The organism is Hamadaea tsunoensis DSM 44101, assembly GCF_000428945.1.
Taxonomy (GTDB): domain Bacteria; phylum Actinomycetota; class Actinomycetes; order Mycobacteriales; family Micromonosporaceae; genus Hamadaea; species Hamadaea tsunoensis.
In genome coordinates this window covers 22,510-44,629 of sequence record NZ_AUAX01000017.1, presented here as the reverse complement: position 1 = coordinate 44,629, position 22,120 = coordinate 22,510, and the positions used below count along the sequence as shown (strand labels likewise).

At 72.1% G+C, this 22,120-nt stretch carries 14 protein-coding genes; 6 read left to right on the top strand and 8 right to left on the bottom strand.

From position 1 onward, the window contains the following. Positions 1-39: 39 nt before the first annotated feature. Positions 40-984: a LysR family transcriptional regulator gene (locus tag G401_RS0123365; protein ID WP_027344409.1), complete on the bottom strand. Its 945-nt coding sequence runs from the start codon at positions 982-984 to the stop codon at positions 40-42. A 93-nt stretch (positions 985-1,077) separates the two neighbouring features. Between G401_RS0123365 and G401_RS47795 the strand changes: the two genes are divergently transcribed. Then, positions 1,078-2,352 carry an MFS transporter gene (locus G401_RS47795; protein WP_051367034.1) on the top strand — a complete coding sequence of 425 codons (1,275 nt, stop codon included), beginning with the start codon at positions 1,078-1,080 and terminating at the stop codon, positions 2,350-2,352. 258 nt (positions 2,353-2,610) lie between these two features. On the opposite strand, the gene G401_RS0123350 is transcribed toward G401_RS47795, so the two are convergent. The 3 genes from G401_RS0123350 to G401_RS47790 form a co-directional block, all read right to left on the bottom strand. Beyond that, complete coding sequence (locus G401_RS0123350) at positions 2,611-3,387, bottom strand: alpha/beta fold hydrolase (RefSeq protein WP_027344408.1); 777 nt, start codon at positions 3,385-3,387, stop codon at positions 2,611-2,613. 95 nt (positions 3,388-3,482) lie between these two features. Then, the gene (locus tag G401_RS0123345; protein WP_027344407.1) at positions 3,483-3,677 is read right to left on the bottom strand and encodes a DUF5999 family protein; all 195 of its coding nucleotides are present in this window, start codon (positions 3,675-3,677) and stop codon (positions 3,483-3,485) included. 89 nt (positions 3,678-3,766) lie between these two features. Then, positions 3,767-4,210, bottom strand: coding sequence for a nuclear transport factor 2 family protein (locus G401_RS47790; RefSeq protein WP_051367033.1), 444 nt, complete (start codon positions 4,208-4,210; stop codon positions 3,767-3,769). Positions 4,211-4,302: 92 nt separating this feature from the next. On the opposite strand from G401_RS47790, the gene G401_RS0123335 reads away from it, so the two are divergent. Next, positions 4,303-4,833 (top strand): TetR/AcrR family transcriptional regulator, encoded by a 531-nt coding sequence (locus G401_RS0123335; protein WP_027344406.1) that lies wholly within the window; start codon positions 4,303-4,305, stop codon positions 4,831-4,833. 52 nt (positions 4,834-4,885) lie between these two features. Here the strand turns inward: G401_RS0123335 and G401_RS47785 are convergent, their stop codons facing one another. The 3 genes from G401_RS47785 to G401_RS0123320 are packed head-to-tail and all read right to left on the bottom strand — an operon-like array spanning position 4,886 to position 6,521. Continuing rightward, the gene (locus tag G401_RS47785; RefSeq protein ID WP_051367032.1) at positions 4,886-5,257 is read right to left on the bottom strand and encodes a hypothetical protein; all 372 of its coding nucleotides are present in this window, start codon (positions 5,255-5,257) and stop codon (positions 4,886-4,888) included. Then, positions 5,254-5,907, bottom strand: coding sequence for a DUF7003 family protein (locus G401_RS0123325; protein ID WP_027344405.1), 654 nt, complete (start codon positions 5,905-5,907; stop codon positions 5,254-5,256). Before G401_RS0123325 ends, G401_RS47785 begins: the two co-directional genes overlap by 4 nt. A 41-nt stretch (positions 5,908-5,948) precedes the next feature. Further along, on the bottom strand, positions 5,949-6,521 hold the full coding sequence (locus tag G401_RS0123320) for a hypothetical protein (protein WP_027344404.1): 573 nt from the start codon (positions 6,519-6,521) through the stop codon (positions 5,949-5,951). Positions 6,522-6,757: 236 nt separating this feature from the next. On the opposite strand from G401_RS0123320, the gene G401_RS0123315 reads away from it, so the two are divergent. Together G401_RS0123315 and G401_RS0123310 are read left to right on the top strand one after the other, a co-directional pair. Then, positions 6,758-10,378 (top strand): BTAD domain-containing putative transcriptional regulator, encoded by a 3,621-nt coding sequence (locus G401_RS0123315; protein ID WP_051367031.1) that lies wholly within the window; start codon positions 6,758-6,760, stop codon positions 10,376-10,378. A 108-nt stretch (positions 10,379-10,486) separates the two neighbouring features. Continuing rightward, positions 10,487-11,194 (top strand): hypothetical protein, encoded by a 708-nt coding sequence (locus G401_RS0123310; protein ID WP_157546206.1) that lies wholly within the window; start codon positions 10,487-10,489, stop codon positions 11,192-11,194. A gap of 696 nt (positions 11,195-11,890) precedes the next feature. Here G401_RS0123310 and G401_RS47780 read toward each other — a convergent pair. Next, positions 11,891-20,695 carry a SpvB/TcaC N-terminal domain-containing protein gene (locus G401_RS47780; protein ID WP_051367030.1) on the bottom strand — a complete coding sequence of 2,935 codons (8,805 nt, stop codon included), beginning with the start codon at positions 20,693-20,695 and terminating at the stop codon, positions 11,891-11,893. A 203-nt stretch (positions 20,696-20,898) separates the two neighbouring features. On the opposite strand from G401_RS47780, the gene G401_RS0123300 reads away from it, so the two are divergent. Both G401_RS0123300 and G401_RS0123295 read left to right on the top strand, forming a co-directional pair. Continuing rightward, the gene (locus tag G401_RS0123300; protein WP_027344401.1) at positions 20,899-21,402 is read left to right on the top strand and encodes a SigE family RNA polymerase sigma factor; all 504 of its coding nucleotides are present in this window, start codon (positions 20,899-20,901) and stop codon (positions 21,400-21,402) included. Further along, on the top strand, positions 21,399-22,049 hold the full coding sequence (locus tag G401_RS0123295; RefSeq protein WP_027344400.1) for a hypothetical protein: 651 nt from the start codon (positions 21,399-21,401) through the stop codon (positions 22,047-22,049). The genes G401_RS0123300 and G401_RS0123295 overlap by 4 nt, the downstream gene beginning before the upstream one ends. The last annotated feature ends 71 nt before the right edge of the window (positions 22,050-22,120 follow it).

Genomic DNA, 22,120 nt, shown 5'->3' with positions numbered 1-22,120 from the left:
GCCCGACCGCGGTTCGGTTCGGCGTACGCGCCGGGTGTTTCACGCGAGCCGGGAGCGCTCGGGTTCCGGCAGCCAGGCCCCGGCGGGGACGGCGAGCCAGCCGTGGGCGGCGGTCAGCTCGTCGACGGCGCGGTGCAGGGCGTCGAGGCCGGGGTGCCCGAGTCCGGTACGCCAGATCATCACCCAGGGGAACAGGGGAACCGGATCCACGAGGGGGCGCAGGACCGCGCCGGGTACCGCGGGCCGGGTCGAGACCGTCAGGACGGGGGCGGCCCGTTCGCGGATGTGGCGCGCGAGTTCGTCGGTGCCCTGGACGTGCGGGTGGGCCGCCAGCGGATCGATGTCGAAGCGTTCCAGGAGCTGGAGGGCGGCGTGCTCCCAGTCCGGGCTGCCGTGCTCGCCGGCCCGGGCGCACGGTCCGGTGCCGCGCAGCGATTCCAGCGGGACGGCCGCCAGCCGGGCGAGCGGGTGCCGCTCGGGCAGCAGGACGCTGATCGGCTCGTAGCGCACGGGCCGGTGCCGGACGCCGTCGGGAAGGGTGTGCCCGCGCCCGAAGGCGACCTCGACGTGCCCGGCCGCGAGGTGTGCCGCCGCGGGTTCGGGTCCGGTGTGGAAGCGGGCGAAGAATTCCTGCCCGGGCGCGCCGCGGCGGGCGGCTTCCAGGACCAGGGCCGGGGTGAGCCCGGTGCCGACGACGTCGACGGTCAGCGACGGCGCGGGTCCGCGCAGGTCGAGCACGGTCGCGTCGTAGAGCGCCAGGATCTCGCGGGCCCGCGACGACAGCAGCTCCCCGGCGGGGGTGAGCGAGACCCGGCGGGTCGTGCGGTCCAGCAGCCGGACGCCGAGGCGGTCCTCCAGCCGGCGGACGTCACGGCTCAGCGCCTGCTGGGCGATGAACAGCCGGTCGGCCGCCCGGCGGAAGTGCAACTCGTCGGCGACCGCCGCGAACCGGCGCAGCAGGCGGATCTCCACGTCGTCGGGCACGTCCCTGTTCTACCGGATTGACGCGCCCGGCGGGTCAATGGGGGTCGAACAGGTGTTGGACCGCCGGCGCGGGCCGCGGCCAGGATCGTCGGCATGAGACCACGTATCGCCATGACGGTCTGCTACGCGCTGACCGGCGCGGTCAGCGCGCTGTGGGCCTCGGCGCTGCCGGCCACCGACGCCCGGCTGTCCCTCGGACCCGGACGGCTGGGGGTCGTATTGACGGCGATGGCCGTCGGCGGCCTATGTGCCATGCCGGTCGCGGGGCGGCTCGCCGACCGGTACACCGGATCGCTCCTGCTGCGCGCCACGGCTCCGGCAGCGGCGCTGGCCCTCGTCGCCCCGGCCGCCGCCACGTCGTTCGCGACCCTGCTGCCGGCCGCCGTCCTGATCGGAATCCTGCTGGGCGCGCTCAACGTGGCGCTGAGCGTCCAGGCGGTCGCTCTCGAAGGCGCCCTGCGGCGCCCGATCATCTCGGTCCTGCACGGCGCCTGGAGTCTCGGGGCCGTCGTCGGCGGCGCCGGGGTCACCTCGTCACTGCACGCGGGCGTCGGCGTACGCGTCGTGACTCTCGTCGCCGCGCCCGTCCTCGCGGCGGCGCTCCTCCTGTCCGCGGCCGGATCCGAGCCGGCGCCGGCGGGCACCGCGATACAGGACGCGAGCCCGGTGATCTCCGTCCCCGTCGAGGACGGCGCCCGTCGGGCGGGCTCCACCGCGCCCGGCGTACGGCTGACTGTCCTGCTGGGACTGGTGGGGGCGGCCGCGTTCGTCGCCGAGGGCGCCGCCACCGACTGGGCGGGGGTGCACGCGACGCGCGTACTCGGGGCCGATCCCGCCGTCGGATCGCTGGTCTACACGGTCTTCTTCACGACCATGACGGCGGTGCGTCTCGCCGGGGACGCGCTGCGCGGCCGGCTCGGCGCGGCCGCGACGCTGCGGGCCGGCGGTCTGGTCGCCGCCGGCGGCTACGGCCTTGTCCTCCTGGCGGGAGCGGTGCCGGGCACGGTCGCGGTCAAGGTGGGCTGTGCCCTCGGCGGCTGGGTCATGGTCGGGGCCGGGATGGCCGTGGTCTGGCCGATCGTGCTCGGCACGCTCAGCGCGGGCGGTGGGTCGGCCGCCCGGCTGTCGGTCGTCACGACGATCAGCTACAGCGGCGGGCTGGTCGGCCCGGCGCTGATCGGCGCGCTGGCCGCTGCCCTGACGCTGCCGCTGGCCCTGTCGGCACCGGCCGTCCTCGCCCTCGCGGTCGCCTTCGTCGCACCCCGCCTGCTGGCCGCCGCCGTCACCGGCCGACCGTCCGGCCGGACCGGTTCGGACACCCCCTCGCGCGGCGGCGGGCTCGCCGCCGTGCCGCTCAACGGGAGATAGCAGACGGGCCGTGTCCACTCCCGAGTGGACACGGCCTGCCGGATTGTCAGCCCCGCCGGCCGATCACGACTCCCGGCCGGCGATCGCGGTCACCACCGAGGCCCGCCTGGATGATCGCCCCGATCGTCAGCCGCGTACGCCCGTGGATGTTGCGATCCAGATCCACGCGTTTCCAGGACGGCGGCCCAGTCCGTCCACAGCGGAGAGACGACCGGGCACACCCCATCCAGGCGGCCGCCCGTTCCATACGGCCAGGTGTCAGCCGGGCTGGGAGTCGAGGAAATCGCGGACGACCGCCGCAAAGGCCTCCGGCGCGTCGGCGTGCACGACATGCCCGGTGTCGAGCGTGACCAGCCGGGTACGGGGCCGCTTCGCGGCCATCGCGGCGGCGTGCTCGGCGGTCAGTTCGTCGCTGCGGGCGCCGTGGACGAGGAGCGCCGGGCAGTCGGAGGCGAGCCAGTCGGCCCAATGGTCACCGCTGAGCGCGCGCTGCGAGGCGATCGTGTCCTCGGTGTCGAACGCCAGCCCCCAGTGGTCGCCGCGGTCGCGGAAGCTGTCGGTCAGGTAGCGGGCCGCGCCGCCCAGCGCGCGGTACAGCTCCTCGCGGCTGGGTGCGGACCGGGCCAGGCGGGCGGTGAAGGTGGTGTCGATGTCCACCAGCGCGCCGATGTCCTCGACGACCAGCGCGCTGACGCGGTCGGGATGCGCGGCGGCGAGCTGGTACGCGTTGGCCCCGCCCAGGGAGTGCCCGAGAACGGCCGCCGTACCGACGCCGAGGTGGTCGAGCAGGGCCACGGCGTCGGCGACGTAACCGGCCCGGCTGTAGTCGCCGGCGGGATCGGAGTCGCCGTGACCGCGCTGGTCGGGGGCGACCACCCGCCATCGCGGGAACAGCGCCTCGGCCAGCGGCGCGAAGGTGCGGCCCTCGGCGAAATGCCCGTGCAGAGCCAGCAGGAACCGGCCGGGTCCCCCGAAGTCCCGGTACGCCAGCCGCCGTCCGCCGACGTCGAGCACACCCATGGCCGGTTCCAGCATCGCCTGCGCCCCTTCCTGAAAAGTCCCGCCGACGCTAACCGCCGCCTACGACATTTCCCGGCAGCTCCTCGCTTCGCGGACCGCGTACGCGATCGTCATGCGTGGGCGTGGCAGGCCGGCCGGTGCGGAGCGACGACGTGGCCGTCGGGGAGAAGCTCGCCGGTGTCGTCGAAGACGATGACGCCGTTGCAGAGCAGCGACCATCCCTGTTCGGGATGGAACGCCACGGTCTTGGCCGCGTCGTGGTCGGTGCTCCACGCGGACGGACAGGATGGCTTGTGCTGACACATCGTGGGCCCCCTTCCCTGTCTTCAACGAATTCGTAGCCGTCCCGGCACCGGATGGCTCCGGACGGGCATATCCGCGGGCGCGGGGCCGATCAGCCGAGAGCGTGCGTACGCACGGCGTCGTCACCGCGGGTGGCCTGGGCGTTGAAGACGAACCCCGACGCCTTCCAGCCGTCCGGCGTACGCGTGAACGGCAGCTCGTAGGTGCCCCACACCTCCCACATGCCCCCGCCGAGCTCCTCGTCGAGCCGGTTCCAGGCGTAGCCCTTGGTGTGGACGACGGCCGTGTCGCCCTCGACGCGTACGCGGTAGTGCCCCACGAGGTGCCAGCTCTGCTTGCGGGGGTGCAGCCCGGCGATCCAGCCGCCGACGAGCTGGTCGACCGTGATCCGCGCCGGTACGCCGCCGGCGAGGCTGGTGAAGTCGACGTCGACCTCATCGGTGAACAGCCGGCGGGTGGCGTCCCAGTCCTTCGCGTCCACGGTGTCGAAGATGGCGTCGACGGTGGCCATGATGGCGGTCCGGTCGTCGGTCATGATGCGCTTCCTTTCGGTGCCGGCGTGCTTCCTAACGCCGTTAGGCTGCTAACCTAACACTGTTAGGTCGACGATCGCCAAGGGGGCCGACCATGGCCGGTACGCTCACCGCCCTCACCCCGCGAGCACGCCAGATCGTCGAGGCGGCCCGCGAGATCCTGGAGTCCGAAGGGCCGGACGCGCTGTCCATGCGCCGCGTCGGCGCGCAGCTCGGCATCCGGGCCGCCTCGCTCTACGAGCATCTGCGCGACAAGCAGGCGCTCGAAGCCGCTCTCATCTCGGTCGGCTTCGAGGAGAGCGCCGAGCTGTTCACCCGCGCAGTCGACGGTGCGGCCGACCCGGTGGCGGCGCTGGCGAAGGCGTACCGGGACTTCGCCCGGCGGCAGCCGCACCTCTACCTGCTCATGAGCGGGCGGCCGCTGCGGCGCGACCTGCTCAGCCCCGGCGTCGAGGAGGCCGCGGCCCGGCCGTTGATCGAGGCGGTCGGCGGCGACGTGGACCTGGCCCGGGCGGTCTGGGCGTTCCTGCACGGCATGGTCGTCCTCGAACTGCATGAGCGGTTCGCGCCCGGCGCGGACCTCGACGCCGCCTGGCGTACCGGCCTCGCCGCATTCCACGCCTGAATCCCCATCGCTCAGGTCTTCGTCGATGCCGGACCTCACGGTCGGCACCCCGTCAGCAGATCCACATCCGGTGGCCGTCCGCGTCGGGCATGAGCAGATGCGCGCTCTCCGGGCCGGTACGCGACCCTTCGTCCAGTGGAACAGCGAAGCGATGCTCGCCGAAGTCGAGGGCCAGGAAGCCGTCGGGGACGAGCTCGACCTCGTCCACGGTCTTGCTGATGTAGTTGCGCATCACGGTGGCCGAGTTGCCTTCGGGGAACCGCCAGCCCCAGCAGCCGTAACGGCCGAACGGGTCGCTGACCGCCCGAAGCACCGGCCCGTCGAAATGCAGCTCGACGTAGTCGCGCACGAAGCAGACCGCGCTGACCTCGCAGCCGACGAGTTGCCGAAGAGCCGCTTCGTCCAGCTCCGCGATGACCGTCACAGCGATCCGGATTCCGGCCAGTTCGTCCAGTGCGTGTTCGGCGACCTCGTCGGCCGGTACGCCGCCAGGTCGCCGGTCGCGAGGACCGCGGCAAGCTGCTGGAAGGTCTCGGTTCCGCCGGGCAGCTGGTCGTACCGTTCGGGCGCGCGATGCCACCACTCGTCCAGGACCAGCACCCGGGGCAGATCGGCCGGGATGCGGCGGCGCAGCTCGTCCTCGTCGGCCAGCAGCAGATCGCGGTGCTCCGGCACCAGCAGCCGGAAGACGTCCTCCAGCGAGTCGCCGGCGGCTGCGTCCACCGTGATGCGCCGGCCCCGGATCTCCACGGGCCCGCCGTCGACGCACAGGCACTCCGGGTCGTCGTCGTTCTCGATCTCGTCCATGTTGTCGATCCGGGACAGGAAGTCCTCGTTCTCGCAGCCGGGGCCGCCGCGGGTCAGGCAGTTGCCGTAGGTGTACACGACGTCGACGACATTGCCGGCTCGCGGGTTGTAGCCGACCAGCTCGATCAGCAACGCCCATCGGGAGTCGTCGCGGAACAGGTGCAGCCGGGCGTCGATGGCGAAGGAGTACGGGTGCTCGGGATTGGCGAACCGGTACGCGCGCGCGGCCTCGTCGAGCTGGGCGAGGATCTGCTCGGCGGTATCCATCGCCGCAGCGTACGACACGCTGACCCGTCTGAGGTGACGGGTCACGGCCGGTGCCAGAGCGTCACATCGCTGCTGGTGGCCACCACGAGGGTCCGCCCCGAAGGGGAGAATCCGGCGGCTCGGAGTTCGGAGCGCCGGGAATGGAAGATGTGCCACCAGTGCACACCGAGGGTCCCTCGGTAGATGTCGGAACCCAGGCCGGACAGCAGAACGCGCTCGTCGGGCCACTCGGGCGCCACGACGTCGACCGCCCAGCCGTCCTCCGCGGTGGTGTGCAGGCCACCGCCGAACAGGCCGGAGATCTGGATGCGCGTACCGGCCAGGGGGCCGATCCCCGCACAGGACAGGTCCGGCCCGGTCGGATAGCCGAGCTCGAGATCGTGATCCCTCGCCGTCCTCGCGCCTGTGGCGGGGTCGAACAGGCCTCGGCCGCTGTGGGAGGCAACCAGGAGAAGATCTGCGCCGGTGACGGGATCCGGCGCGAAGCCGACTCCGATCAGCCCGCCGACGGGAATGGTGGTGTTCGGCGCCGCGAGTCCGACCCAGGGCTCCGGTACAGGCAGCACGGGCGCGCTGAGAAAACGGTCGCGGAGGCGCCGCCGATACTCGTCCATCGACCTTCCATCATGTCTATCGGTCCGCCTGGGCAGCGGTCGGCGCCGCCGATCGCGACGACGAAGGTATCAGTGGAATCCGCTGCCTTCCGCCTTCACCTCGCCGCCGGGGCGGAGGCGGAACCAGGAGTCGATTGATGATGACCTAGCCCCTGAGTCGCTTGTCCGACTCGTGAACACCGCATGTCCGTACGCATCGGTAACCTCGGGGCGAACAGGGTTCCTGGGGGTGGAAAGTGCTCATACGGCTGCTGGGGCCGGTCGACGTCCTGATCGACGGAACGCCCCGGCCCGTCAACGGCGTACGCCGCCGGGCGCTGCTGGCCGCGCTGGCGTTGCGCTGCGGTGAGGTGGTGAGCACCGACACCCTGATGGACGTCGTGTGGGGCCCGGACCGGTCGGCCGCGCAGGTGAACACGTTGCAGCGGCACATCTCGTACCTGCGCGACGTCCTGGGTGGACGGACGTTGATCGTCGCCCGGCCGCCCGGTTACGTGCTGCGGCTCGACCCGCGCTCGGTCGACGCCGGGCTGGCCGAGGACCTCGTCCGGCGGGGTACGCGGCCCGTCGACCCCGCCCACCGGGCCGAGCACCTGCGGGCGGCGCTGGCGTTGTGGCGGGGCCGGCCACTGGCCGATGTGGACGGCGTACCGTCGCTGATGGAGCAGGCCCGGCACCTGGAGCAGCTGCGCCTGCGGGCCACGCGGGCGCTGATCGAGGCGCGGCTGGCGATGGGCGAGGAGCTGAGCCTGGTCCCGGAGCTGGACCGGCTGACCGGCGAGCACCCCCTCGACGAGCAGCTGTACGCGTACCTCATGCTCGCCCTCTACCGGGGTGGCCGGTCGGCGGACGCGCTGGCTGCGTACAAGAGGCTGCAGGTTGTTCTGGGTGCGGAGCTGGGCGTGGAGCCGGCGCCGGCGGTGCGGGAGCTGGCGGCGGCGATGCTGCGGCAGGATCCGGTGCTGGAGACGGCGGCGGGGCGCGCCCCGAGCCCCGCGCCGGGCGTGTGGCTCGGCGGCAGCGACGTGGTGGGGCGGGACGCGGAGCTGGCGGCGCTGCGGTCGGCCGTGACCGAGCCGGGGTCGGCGGTGTTCGTGGTCGGCGAGCCCGGCATCGGCAAGTCGCGGCTGGTCGCCGAGGCCGCCCGGTACGCCGAGGGGCGCGGCCTGACGGTGCTGCGCGGCCGGGCGGCGGCGGCCGGGGCGCAGTTCCGCCCGCTGAACGAGGCGCTGCTGTCGGTGCTGCGCCGGTCGGGGCCGCCGGACGATCCGCAGCTGCACGCGTACCTGCCCGCGCTGGCCCGGCTGGTGCCGGAGTGGCGGGTCCACGCGGCGGCGGACGTCGACGAGTCGCTGGTCGTGCTGGCCGAGGCCGTCCTGCGGCTGCTCCTCGTGCTCGGCCGGGCCGGCGGCTGCGTCCTGCTGCTCGAAGACCTGCACGACGCCGACGCCGACACGCTCGCCGTCGTGGACTACCTGGTGGACAACGCTTCCGGCCATCCGATCCGGATCGTCGCGACGGCGCGTACCGGGCCGGGGGCGGGGATCGCGATGATCCGCGCGGCGCACCGGCGGCGTACGGCCACCGTGCTGGAGCTGTCCAGTCTGGACGACGACGCCGTGCGGCGGCTCGCGGGGGCCAGTCTCGGCGTACCGGCCGGGCAGGTCCCGCCGGCCGTGCTCGACCGGGTGCTGGCGGCGGCGGACGGCGTACCGCTGCACGTCGAGGAGCTGCTGGCCGGGCTCGTCGACGACGGCGTCCTCGGCCACGACGGAACACAGTGGACGATGCTGGGCTCCGCGCTCCCCCCGCTGCCCGGCAGCCTCGCCACCACCCTCGCCGCCCGCGCCGAGCGCCTCGACCCCGAGACCGTCGCGGTCCTGCGGGCGGGCGCGATCCTGGGCCGCCGCTTCCCCGCCGCCGTCGCCGGGGCCACCGCCGGCGTCACCCAGGACGTCCTGCTGCGGGCCCTGCGCACCGCCGTCGACGCCCAGCTCGTCGTCCCGCAGGAGAATCCGCTCTGGTACGCCTTCCGCCACGCCCTCACCGCCGAAGCCCTGTACGCGCGGCTGCTGCCGATCGAACGCGCGCTCCTGGCCCGGCGGGCGGCGCTGGCGCTGGCGGAGGCGGGCGGCGGTTTCGACGGCTGGGAGCGGGTGGCCGGCGAGCTCTGGGCCACGGCCGGGGAGCCGCGCCTGGCCGCCGAGCGCTTCGGCGTCGCCGGTCGCCGGGCGGCCGCCTGCGGTGCCCTGTCGACCGCGGCCGATCTGCTGGAACGGGCGCTGGCGATGCTCTCCCCCGCCCGCGACGCCGACCTGGCCGCCGATCTCGGTGTCGCCCTCGTCGAGACGTACGCGACCGCCGGGCGGGTCGCGGACGCGTACGCGCTGGGGGAACGGCTGACGTTGCGCGGCGCCGCGGCGCGGGTCGCCCTGCACCTGCGGCTGGCCCGGGTCGCCGAGGCGGCCGGGCAGTGGGATCGCGGCCTGGACGAGGTGGCGTACGCCCGGCGGCTGCTCGGCGCGGTCCCGGACCCGGCGCTCGACGCGGTCGAGGCGGAGCTGGTCCTCGGCCGGCCGGCGGCGGACCGGCTGGCGGCCGCGGCGGTCCTGGCCTCGCGCGCGCTGGCCGGGGCGATGGCGGCCGGGCTGCCGGAGGTGGTGTGCCACGCGCTGATGACGCTGGGCCGCATCACCCGGCTGCGCGACCTGGCCGAGGCCGACGCGCTCTACGAACGCGGGCTGGCCGTCGCCGAGGCGCACGGGCTGGTCACCTGGCGGCTGTCGCTGCTCTACAGCCTCGGCGCCGACCACGCGGTCCGGCACGCCGACCTGACCCAGTTGCGGCTGGCCCGGGAGGCCGCCGAGGACGCCGGTGCCGTCGTCGTCGCGCTGGAGAACGGCTTGCAGACGGCGGTGATGCAGGTCTGCCGCGGCGAGTACGCGCAGGCGACGCGGACGGCCCGCGCGGTCGAGGAGACGGCCGGGCGGTTGCGGCTGATCCGGACCCGGCGGACGGCACTGGGCATCCGGGTGATGGCCGCCGGGCATCAGGGCGACCGCGCGGACGCCGACCGGCTGCTGCGCGCGTACGCGGACCTCGGCGGCGAGGAGGAGGAGTTCTCCTCGGCCGTCCACGGTTTCGGGGTGGCGTTCGGACATCTGCTGCACGAGGACCGGGCGGCCGCGGTCGCCGAACTGGTCGCGGCGGCCGCGCGGGAGACCCGGCAGCCGACGTCGTTCCTGTCGTTCATCCAGGGCCCGCACCTGCTGCTGTCCGTCCTCGATGGACGATCGGGCGCCGCCGAGGTACGCGCGCTGGCCGCGTCCGTGCAGAGCCAGGCCGGCTGGAACAACCAGTTCATCCTGCTCGCCGCCGCGGTGGCCGAGCGCGACGCCGGGGCCATGGCCGGGTTCGAGGCGGTCGCGGCGGCGTACCCGCTGGCGCGGCATCTGGGCCTGCGGCTCGTAGCACCCCATGCGCTGCGGGACGGCTGGGGGGATCCCGTCGCGTGGCTGCGGTCGGCGGAGGCGTACTTCCACGACACCGCCCCGGCGGTCGCCCGCGCCTGCCGCGAACTGCTGCGCGAGGCCGGTACGCCGGTACCGCAGCACCGCCAGGGCGCGGCGGACCTGCCCGCGCTGGCGCACGCCTACGGCATCTCGGTACGCGAGTTCGAGGTCCTCGCGCTGGTGGCCGACCGGCTGACGAACGCCGAGATCGGCCGCCGGCTGGTGCTGTCCCCGCGTACGGTCGAGAAGCATGTGGCGAGCCTGCTGGCCAAGGCGGGTGTCGCCGAGCGGCAGGGCCTGATCCCCTTCGCGGCCCGGTTCAGCGCGGCCGGGGAATCCGGGTAGCCCCGCGCCGGAATGGTCGTAGGAGCGCCGCCGGTCGGGCGCCCGGTACGCGAAATCGTTTCCGCGGCGTTTCCGGCCTCCGTCGAAGACTGCGACGGGGGGAATCACATGAATGTTCCAGACGACAGGACCTTGCTGGCCGTCGGGCTGTCGGCGCTGGCCGCCGATGTGGACCGGCCGCTACCCGGCTGGCTCGCCGTGCTCGACGGCATCGTCGAGGCGGCCCGGCTGCTGACCGACGCCGAGACCCGGTCGGCGGCCTACGAGCGCCTGCTGCCGTACGCCGACCGGCCCGACCACTGGCCGAGCGTGATCGCGACCCGCGGCCGGGACACGTTCACCTGCGTACGCGAAGGAAGGCGCTGGCGGGTGTCCCTCGGCGCGGTCGGCGCCGTCGTCGAGCACCGCGTCGGCCTGCTGCACCTGGCCGTCCTGGCGGCGAACCCGGGCCGGGAGATCGACGCGGCCGACCTGGCGGCCGGGCTGCCGGGGCTGCGCGGCCCGGCGCTGTCCCGGCAGGCGGTGCTCGATCCGGCGGCCGTCCGGGCGTACCGCGGCCGGCTGGCCCGGCTGAGCTCCGAGCGGGGCGCGGCGGCCGTCGCGGAACGCGACTGGATCACCAGCCAGCTCGCCGGGGCCGCCGGCCTCGCGGGCCGGCACCGTCGGTTCGGCGACGACCAGGAGCGGGCGCGGATCGCGGTCGGCAAGACGATCCGCCGCGCCGTCCAGCACATCGCCGCGGCCGAACCGCTCATCGGAGCCCATCTCTCTCGCACGGTCCGCACCGGGGTCCGCTGCGGCTATCATCCTTTGTAGACAATCTTTTTGGACCTTGTCCCGGGTTCGTCGATCTCACCTCCGCTCCTCGCGCGGGAGACCGCTCCGGCCCCTCCGCTTCGCTCCGAGGCCTCCGCTGCCAGGTGGGTGAGGCGACGCATCATCCACCGCGACCCGGTCACGCTTTCATCCTCACCCACGGTTGACCTTTGTCTCGACTGTCCGATATGGAGGAGGCCCATTCGCCTAGGACTGTGGCCCTCATGATCAGAGTCGCGTCCCGGGTGTCGTCATAGCGGCCCGATCTCCTCGGCACGTCCGGATACTCGCCTCAATCTTGGGCCGACCGGCTTCCGCAGGCGTTGATCTTGACGGACGTCTAGAAAGTGACGTCACCCGGCCAGAATGATGCTTCTTTCCCGACATCCGTCAAGATCCAGCCCGCCACGGCCCGCGCCAAACCGGACAAATACGGAAGGATACCGACCACCGGGGACATGACCTTGACGGATGTGGCGAAACCACCCCTACCACCGGCCGGAAGCGTTGGTTTCGCCACATCCGTCAAGATCGCGCTCGTTCCGCGGCCAACCGACGCCCGGTTGGCGCCGTGTAGGCGTACTCCCAGATGAGGAAGGACCGAAACGGCGCGTTAGCGGATAAGCCCGGCCGACCATGGGTCTCTCTTATGAAGATTGAAGTGGGGCGGGCTGGTCGGCCCGCCCCACTGTGCTTTCACTTGGAGGAGTTCACCTGGGTGCCGCGCTTGTGGTCCCAGCCGTCGGCGCTCTGCTGGAGGTCCTTGCGGGACAGTTCGGTGAAGCCCTGCATCCAATAGTCCTCCGCGCCCTGCGACTTCATCTCGACCAGGGCCGCATGGATGCAGTTGGTCTCCCGGACATCGTCGTCGGCGAACCGGTCGTAGAGTCCCTTGTAGACGGGATGCCACTCGTACCGGTCCTGGAACCAGACCTGGACCTTGCCGGTGTCGAGGTTGTAGGACCAGTCCACCTGGTCGATGGCGCCGAACGAGTTCTTGAACTCCGCGATCGTGTAGTCCTGCTGATCGATGCGAAGGTGGCCGGCGATGAGCCCGGTCTTCTGCGTACCGGCGGCGGTGACGCCCTTGACGATCGACTTCTCCACCCAGTACGCGATCTCGTGGTCGTCGCGCAGCAGCCGGTCGAGGTTGGCGTCCTCGACGAGGGTGCTGCCCTGCCCGGTGAGGTAGTGCTGCAGGTGGTCGTGGGCCAGCGGCTCGTCCTCGGAGTGGCCGAGCGTCAGGTGCGACACCCGGTCGAACGACCGGTCCCGGCAGTAGTTCTCGTAGAACCCCTGCTTGCTTTCCAGCACCTGCTGGACCCCGGCCCAGTTCGCCGCCCCCGGCAGATGGTTGTGCGGCTGGGTCGGATGCCACTCCACCGCCGCGCGGCCCGTCGCGCCGGATGGAGCGCCGAATGCCGGGCTACGCCCGTCCGGATCGTTGTAGCGCACGGGGTTGCCGCGGGCGTACAGGTACGCCGACAGATCCCGCGATCCGGGTGCCGCGGACGGCAGCGCCGGGTCGGCGCTCTGCCACACGGAGGTACGCGGGTCGTAATACCGCGCGCCGTAGTAGTAGAGCCCGGTCTCGGGGTCGAGTTCCTTGCCGGTGTACTGCTGCGGCACCGGCTGGGACGGGTGCTCGTCGACCCACGTCTCGCCGCCCGCCATGTACTGCAGGTGTTCGGCCAGCCTGCCGTCGGCGTCGGTGATGAACCCGGTGGAGCCGAGGTGGTCGTCGTGGGAGTAGAACTGCTGGTCCTCGACCTTGTTCAGGTTCTTGTCGACGGTCTTGGTCAGCAGCTTGGTGTCGCCGACGAAGATGTGCTTGAACTCGTGGTTGCCGTCGGTGGAGTAGTTCTGGTTCGGGTAGAAGTGGAACGCCGAGCCGTCCTTGACGATCCGGTTGCCCTGGTCGTCGTAGCGGAACCGGGCGTCGGGCTGCCCGCCGGGGTTGTCGCACCCGGCCGGCGTCTGCGGCAGCGGCGCGTGGTCGCCCCGCGAGTTGGAGCAGGCCAGCCGGTTCTCCTCGTCCCAGACCATCTGGCGGGGCTGGTTGCCCTGGATGTTCCGGCTGATCTGGTTGCCGTCGGCGTCGTACGCGTAGGCGTCCGTCCCGATCGCCGTCGGCGCGTGCGGCTGCGCGGCGGCGTACCCGTAGTCGAAGTCGTAGGTGAGCTTGTTGTCGGTCTGCGTGTTGCCGTTGCTCACGAACTGGTGGACCTGGGTCTTGCCGGTGAGGTTGCTGATGCTGTCGTAGGTCTCGTCCAGCTGGTACTTGTCGGTCTTGGTGCCGCGCGGGGTGTAGCTGCCCTCGGCGTGGACGAGCCGGTAGAGGTCGTCGTACCGGAAGGTCTCCGTGCTCGGCCCGCCGACCTTCTGGCCCACGTCCGAATCCGTCGGCGCCACCGTGTCGTTCTTGATCTGCAGGATGTTGCCGACGTTGTCGTAGGTGTAGCGGAAGTTCTCGAACACGTAGCCCTGGGCGATGTTCGCCTTCAGCGTGTCCAGCCGCCGCGTCTGCGGATCGAACGTCGTCCGCGTACGCGTCCCGTTGCCCGTGTCGAGCAGTACCCGGTCACCGAACTTGTCGTAGTCCAGCCGGGTCAGGTATGCGTACGTGTGGCCGCCCTTGAGGCCGGTCGCGGTGTCGACGTAGCCGCCCGAGTCGTAGTGGTAGGTCAGCACCTCGCTGTCGGGGTAGGTGAGCGTCAGCACCCGGTTCCACGTGTCGTACCGGTACTGCGTGGTGAACGTGGAGAGGTGCCCGGCCTGCCCCGCGACCGTCCGGCTCTCCTTGGTCGTCTCGCCGAGCGGGCCGTACTCGCGGGTGAGCGTACCGGCGCCGTCCACGATGGACACGACGCGGTCGGCGCCGTTGTTGGCCGCCCCGGGACCGCCGTAGGTGTAGGTGACGTTGTTCGCGGTGAACACCGGGTAGCGGATGCCGCTGATGCGGTTGTAGTCGTAGTCGTACTCGACCGCCTTCGACTGCGCGGCCAGGTTCGCCGTGATCCTCCTGGTCAGGTTGCCGGCCAGGTCGTAGACGGTGTCGGTACGCCCGGTGTCCGGACTGACGACGCTGACGACCCGGCCGAAGTTGTCGTACGCCGTCGTGGTCGCGTTGTTGTGATCGTCCACGATGGACGTCTGCTGGCCGAGCGCGTCGTAGCCGTAACTGGTGAGGATCACCGGCTGGCCGCCGGCCGGGTTGAACTCCTTGACCGTGGTCACCTGCTTGCGTACATCGGTGTAGGTGCGCTGGGACTTGCCGTTGGCGTCGGTGGCGGTCTCCTCGAACCGGTTGGCCCCGGAGCGGTCGGCACCGAAGCCGTAGGACTGGGTCGAGACGGTCCCGTCCGGCAGCACCGTACGCGTCGGCCGGTCGAGCACGTCGAACGTCTGCGCCACCGGCGCGACGGGGTCCACCGACGCGTTGAAGGCGGTGTTGGCCGCGCCCTTGGGTTCGGTCACGGGATAGGACTGCTGGACGATCCGGCCGAGGAAGTCGTAGACCGCCTTGCCGGTGACCACCATGACGTTCGCCGGCGGGGTGTCCGGCCCCGTGGCGACCGCCGCGTCGGTCTTCGTCTGGATCGTGCGGCCGAGCCCGTCCGCGAACGCGATGGTGTCGATCGTGTCCGCGTGGACGCCGTCCGCCTGCCGGTCGATGTGCCGGGTGACCGCGTACGGGACGGGTGCCTCGGGGTGGTACTCGAACGAGGCGGTGACCCGGCCCTCGGGCTGCTCGTAGGGTCCGGCGACCGAGATCAGCCGGCCGAAGGAGTCGTAGGTGTTGACGATCGGCTGGTGGTTGATGTCGGTGCTGGTGGCCGGCGAGCCGAACCGCAGGTCGTGGGTGCTCGTCGAGTGGTAGCCGAAGCTGTCGGTCACCGACTCGACGTAGGTGTCGACCACGCCGTCGTAGCCGTAGTCGGTGCGGAACCGCTGGCCGTTCTTGTTGGGCGGCGTGGTGACCGCCTTCAGGTTGCCGTTGGCGAAGTACTCCAGGTCGGAGACGGCCGTGTCGCCGTTGGCCAGCTTCGACCGGATCTGCGTCACGTCGCCGGTGGCGCAGTCGACGGTGGACTCCCGCTTGCGCATCGTCGTCCCGCCGCCGGTCACCTGGACGTCGTCCGCGATGCCGGTGATCCCCGACGCCGGGCAGTCCGCATAGCCGGTACGCGTTTCCAGGTCGTCGGACGTCCCGGGCTCGCCGGCGTCGAACGTCCGGGTGACGTTGCCGAGGGCGTCGTACTCCATGGTCGTGAACGTCGATTCGCCCGGATCGGTCTGCCCCTCGTAGAAGCGGCTGTCCGTGCGGACGAGCTGCGGGAAGATCGTCGCCGTCGGGCTGTGCGGATCGGCGGTCGCGTCCGGGTGGTCGACGTCGCGCAGCGCGTACGTGCTCTCGGTCTGCAGGAACTTGTGCCCGGCCGCGTCGGTCGTGGTCGTCCGCGTCGGCAGCCCGTGCGTGTAGGGGCCGTCGTTGCGGTACTCGTAGGTGATGCTGCGGCCCACCGCCCCGCCGTCGGGGTCGCGGTGCCGCTCGACGACCGTGGCGTACCCGTCGAACTCGCGCTCCAGGCGGTCGTAGTGGCCGCCGGAGTACTCGAACGTCAGCAGGGACACGTCCGCGCCGTCGCCGGGGTGCCCGTCGTCCACGGCGACCTTCGACAGGACGAACTTCGACTGCGGCTGGCCGTAGGTGTTGCCGTCGCGGGTGTAGTCGAAGTCCATGTGCCCGCCCAGCGGCCGGGTCACGGTCTTGAGCAGGTTCGTCCGGCCGGTCTGGTTCTCGGCCACCACGAGCCGGTCGTCCTTGACCGACGCGACGTGGTCGGCGAACCCGTCGCCGTTGACGTCCCGCAGCGCCTGCTCGGTACGCGACGCGCCCAGGGACGCGCTGGCCCCCGGATTGATGACGACGCAGACCACGATGAAGCAGATGCCGAAGGTGAAGTACGCCCCGGCGCTGGCCGACGCGTTCTGGTCCCTGGTCAGCCCGGACAGGCTGCCGTGGAACGCGACCGGCGCGTCGAAGCCGTTCCCGGTGTTGATCCCCACCATGATCGGATCACCCGCGAACACCCGGTCGGCCAGCCCGTCGCCGTTGACGTCGAGCAGGGTGCTCGCCACGCCGGAGACGTCCCGCTCGAAGGCCGCGCCGCCGGCGAAGCCGTAGAAGTCGGTGTTGAACCCGAGGTTCGCCCCGAGATCCGTGCCGCTGCCCTCGTTCACCGGAGCCGGGTTGCGCCACTGCTCGGCGGCCCCGAACCGGTAGCCGAGGTTGAGGGCCACCTTTCCGTCGGCGTACACCCGGTCGGGCAGGCCGTCGCCGTTGACGTCGAGCAGGTCGAAGGCGATGTGCGAGCGGCTGCCGCCGAGGTTGGCCCCGACGCCGAACGGCGGCAGGTCGTTGCCGGCGTGGGCGGTGGTCGCCGGCGTCTCGCCGGTCGGCCCGGCGTTGCCCGCGCCGGTCTGGATGGTCCGGGCGGCGCTGCCCGCGCTGGCGTTGCCGGACTCGGTGGAGCTGGAGCGCACGGCGCCGTCCGGCAGGGTGCCGCGCTTGCCGCCGAGGCCGCCGGTCGGGTCGGTGTACTGGATGCCGTTGCCGCTGACGACGTCCGGGAACTGGTCGCCGTTGAGGTCGAGGAAGTCGACCTGGCCGACGCTGTCGCCGGTGGCGAGGCTGCCGCCGAGCGAGCCGGAGCCGCCCCCGACGGAGCCGGTGAGCGAGATCTGCTGCGAGCGCGACAGCCGGGACACCGCGGTGCCGGCGAAGTCCGACGTGCTCGGCAGCTGGATGGACTCGGTGCCCAGCCGCGAGCTGGCCGCCCCGGTACGCGTCACGAACGAGTGCTCGCCGACGCCCCACCGGTCGTGGTCGGGGGCCGGGAAGAACGGGACGACCTTCGGCGGGTCGACCTTCGGGTCCTGGCCGAACGCGTCCTTCTGCGCCTGCGGATCCACTGTGGAGGGCAGCTGCCCGCCGTAGTTCTTGTCGATGACGAGGTCGTCCTGCACGATCGGCTGCCCGGCGCGGTCCTTGTTGCCGTTGTAGCCGACCCCGCCCCATCCCCGGTACGCCTGCGGGAACGCCCCTTCCTCAGCGGTGCTGTGGAAGACGCTCTGCCCGTCCTGGGACGTGCCGTTCTGGTGCACGACGTGGGCGGACTGGCCGGTCAGGAACGGGCGCAGCTTCGGCTCGGTCGTGCTGAAGTCGAAGTACAGCTCGTCCTGCGCCCCGCCGGTGGCGACCGGGTGGACGGTGAGCGTACCGGGTGAGGTCAGGACGCCCTTGTCGACCGTGAAGACGCTCTTGGCCACCAGCTCGCCGCGCCGCTTGACGGTGAAGACGATCCGTCCCGACGGCCGGTCGTCCGGCTTCGTGTCACCGAAGTCGAACGTCAGCGCCGGGGACACCGTGACGTCCCCGTCGGGTACCACGCCCAGCGGCGTCTGCGGCGAGGTCAGCCCGTCGACCGGGTACAGGTCGACATCGTAGGGCGGGAACACGTCGATGATCGGGTTGCCCTGCGGATCGGTCAGCCGGTCGACGCCGTCCGCCGCGGTGTAGAACGCCCGCGGCACCCACGCGATCCGGCTCGCGTCGATCGGCGAGTCGACCTGGACCCGCCACGCGAGCGTCTGTCCCTTCTGGACGTTGACGTCGAGGTTCACCGCCACCGTACCGGCCGAGCCGCCCGGCAGGGTCTGCTGCAGGACTGGCGTACCGTCGCGGGTGATGAGCGCGGTGACGTCGTCGGTGGTCGCCGCGTTCTTGTGCAGGTCGCCGGAGAGGTGCAGGGTCCCGGTCAGCGGCGCCTTCACCGTGACGATCCGGCCGCCGAGCGTGAAGTCCCCGGACGCCTGGAACCGGTACGCGTCGAGCCCGTTGACGTCCGTCGTCGCCGGTACGCCCTGATAGGTGATCACCGGATCCCAGGCGACCTCGTCGTGGCTGCCGTCGTCGCGCGACTGGACCCGGAAGTAGAGCCGGTCCCCGGCCGCCACGGTGACGGCGTCCATGTTGGACGGAGTGTGCGGCGAGGAGTCGGCCGCCTCGATCGTGTCGGACCACAGTTCGGTCCCCTCGTGCTGCACCGCGACGCGTACGCCGTCCCCGGCCCCGCCGGACTGCAGCGTGACCGTGCCGTCGACGCGTACGACGCCCGCGTAGGGCGCGACCCAGCGGCGTACGGTGTCCAGCAGCGGGTACGAGTCGGCCATCCGCTCCCGGTCGGGGGCAAGGTCGCCCAGCAGGCCGGTCGTGTCGACCGCCCCGGACGCCACCGGTACGGGAGTGTCGGCGCTGACCCCGTACACGGGTACGCCGTTCGCGCCGACCCGGCCGAACAGGACGCTCGAACCGTTGACGAGGTCGACGATGCCGTCCCCGTTCACGTCGCTGAAGTACGTGTCCTCGGTGACGAAGGTGTTGACGTAGTCCAGCTGCAGCGCCGCCGCCCCCGGGTACGCCTCGACGCCGAGCGTCAGGGTGTTGCTGCTCGAACCCTGGATCGACGGCAGGTTCAGCGTCTTCGCCTCGTCGGCGAAGCGGGGCTGGCCGTGCGGTCCGGACAGGTTCTTGCGGTAGCGGACCGTGCCGCCGTCGCGGAACACCTTGTCCGGCAGGTTGTCCCCGTCGACGTCGACGAGCGCCAGGACGCCCTCGTCGGAGGTGTGCTGGAAACCGGTCTTCAGGCCCACGGTGCCGGACTTGCTGGGCGACTCCCCGACCCCGACGTATAGGTGGCCGCCGGCACTGGTGCTCTTGCCGGCGTTCAGTGCGCTGGCGTCGCCCGCGTCGTCGTCGGTGATGTCGACCGCGGTCTGGCTGAGCCCGTCGCCCGGCACGGTCCAGTCGGCGCTCTTGAACGCCTGGTAGTCGCCGTGGGCGTCGCGGATGTCGTCGAAGTACGCGAAGTCGTGCCGGGTGAACACCGTCCCCGCGCCGTCGAGCTGCGTCACGGACTTCAGCAGCGTCTTGTCGAAGGCGCCCTGGGTGTAGGCGAACTCGTACCGGCGTACCACGGTGGCGTCGAGGGTCACGTCGACGCGTCGCAGCCGGTCGGCCGTCACCCGCTTGAAGCCGCCCCGGGCGTCGATCGACTTGTCGGCCCGCAGGGGCTCGTTCAGTTCCCGGTCGCGGACGAAGGTCACCGCGTACCGGCCGGGGGTGGTGCCCGTCCCGGTGTAGGTGATCTTCTTCGGGTACAGGTTGCGGCCCGGTTCCGTGCCGCCGTCCAGACCGGTGTCGTCGACCTGCGCGTACGTGAAGGTCATGACGTTTCCGTGCGGGTCGCGCACCTCGCGCAGCGCCCACTGGTAGACGTTGCCGTCGTTGTCGGTGAGCGTCGCCCCGGCGCCGCCGTACAGCGACCGCACGCCGGTCTTGTCGGTCACCTCCCAGGTGTAGGACTTCGGATCGGCGCCGTGGCGCACGATCCGCGCGAACGACCCCTCCACACGCGGGTGGAAGACCTTCTCCGCGGTACGCGCGACCGCCGGCCCGCGATACGTGACGGGGTTCAGCTGCTGCCCGTTGAGCAGGTAGGTCTCGGTCTCGGTCGCGGTGTCGTAGCGGGGCACGCCCCACCGCGTGTCGACGAAGACGCCGGGCAGCGTGAGATCCCAGCCCAGCCCCAGCCAGCCGTCCCCGCCCGCGGACGAGTAGGACACCGCCAGCGTCGGCTGTACGCCGTGGCGTCCCGGCGGCGTCTCGATCGGATAGCTGAGCCGGTTGTCGCCGCGGCTGTCGGCGGTCGGCGGGTTGATCAGCCGCACCTGCGCGGCCGGGTCGGCGACCTGGAGCCCCTTGATCTGCGTCGGGTTGAACGACACGTTCTGCGGGCTCTCCGGCGCCGTCACCGTCGCGTTCACGAAGTCGGTGAAGTGGCTGGTCAGCGACGTGACGGTGTGCGCGGTCTCGTCGACGGACTCCCGTTGCAGCACCTGCCAGCAGTGGGCGACGTCGTCGTAGAAGTAGGTGTACAGGTCCGACGCGGTGAAGTCGTCGGGCACGAGCGCCGGATCATACGGCAGCGTCACCTCGACGTCCTTGAGGAACTGCAACGGGTGCGGCGTGAACCGGAAGCCCGGCCGCGCCTTGCCCGTCACGTCGGTCATGCCGCCGTCCATCGGCGCCAGGTCGGTCGCCGGCAGCCCGCTGATGCCGATGCCCGTCGCCTTGGCCAGCGCCCCCGGTTTGATCGCGACCTGCGCGCCGCCCCAGGCCACCACATGCGTGAGCGGCTCGGCCGGGCCGACCATCTCCTCGTGGTCGGGCACCGTCGGCGCCGGCACGCTCGCCGTGGTCGCGCCCGTGCCGGTCGCGTCACCGCAGCTGTCCGCCGCGGCCGGCACCATGGCCGGCGCGGCCCGATGCGTCGTCGGCGGCGGCCCCGAGGCCACCAGCCCGGCCGCCACCAGGGCCACCCCCAGGCCGGCCGCGATCAGTTGGAACGAGCTGTTCGCCGTCCATGTCCTGCGCATCCCTGCGCCCTCCCCCATCGTGCGTGCGGCGCTCTGCCGCCCTGATGGAGGCGTTCCATCCCGTTCCACCGGGCCGTCCCACGCCCTTCTCCAGCCGCGTGTACGCAGGTCAGCACCCCTGATGTGAGCTGGCCCACCGGCGTACGCGGATCCGGCCGGGATCGGATGCAGCGGACCGGCGGTCGTGATGCGTCTTAAGCGGTGTGGCGGACCACGGGACCTTCGACACCTTCGAGGACTTCGTCGCGGCGCACGGCGAGAGCCTGCTGCGGCTGGCCTTCGTGCTGACCGGCGACGCGCACCGGGCGGAGGACCTCGCCCAGACGGCCCTCGCCGACGCGTTCCGCCACTGGCGCAAGGTACGCGCGGCCCGCAGCCCGCTCGCGTACGTGCGGCGGATGCTGCTCAACACGCACCTGTCGTGGTGGCGGCGGCGGTCGGCGTACGAGCGCCCGGCCGAGGCGGTGGACGTGGTCGACCGCGGCGATCACGAGGAGGCCGTCGCCACCCGGGACCAACTCCGCCGGCTGCTGGGCCGCCTGGCTCCGCGGGCGCGGACGGTCCTCGTCCTGCGCTACTACGCCGACCTCGACGACGCCGCGATCGCCGAGGCGATGGGCGTCACCGCCAGTGCCGTACGCGCGACGGCGTCCCGCGCGCTCGCGACCCTGCGGGCGTCCACGGCAGAATTGGAGGAGTCTCGATGACCGGGCAGACCGAGCAGCACCTGCGGGACCTGTTCCACTCCGACGCCGCCCGGGCACCCGGGCCCGGCCGGCTGGCCGAGGGAGCCCGGCAGCGCGTACGTCGCCGCCGCGTACGGCTCCTGTCGACCGGCGGCGCCGCGGTTTTGGTGGCCGGCTCGATCGCCGGTTACGCCGCGACGCACCGGTCGACGCCGCAGCCGCCGGCGGCGATGGCGGCGGCGACACCGACACCGACGCCGGACGGCGGCCGATACGGTCCCCTGCCGGACAGCCCCGCGCAATCCTGCGCCGTGCAGTACTCGGCGAAGACCCTCGCCGACCGGGCGTTCTCGTTCGACGGGACGGTCGTCCGCATCGGCCCGCCGCTCAGCAACCGCACCGGGGTCGCGCTGCCCCTGGAAGGGGTGACCTTCGAGGTCCACCGGTGGTTCCGCGGCGGATCGGCAGACACGGTCACGGTCGACCTGATGCCGGCACCTCCGGCGCTGGAGGGCGTCCCCGCCTACGGACCCGGCACCCGCCTGCTCGTCAGCGGCCAACCCCGCTGGGGCGGTACGCCCACCCAGGCAGCGATCGCCTGGGGCTGCGGGTTCACCCGTTACTACGATCCCGCGACGGCCGCCCAGTGGGCCGAAGCGACTTCCTGACCCGGCGTCGCAACCACCGGATTTCCGGCGCGTCCGGCGGTCACGACCGTCGGACGGCCGTCGTGCGCAAG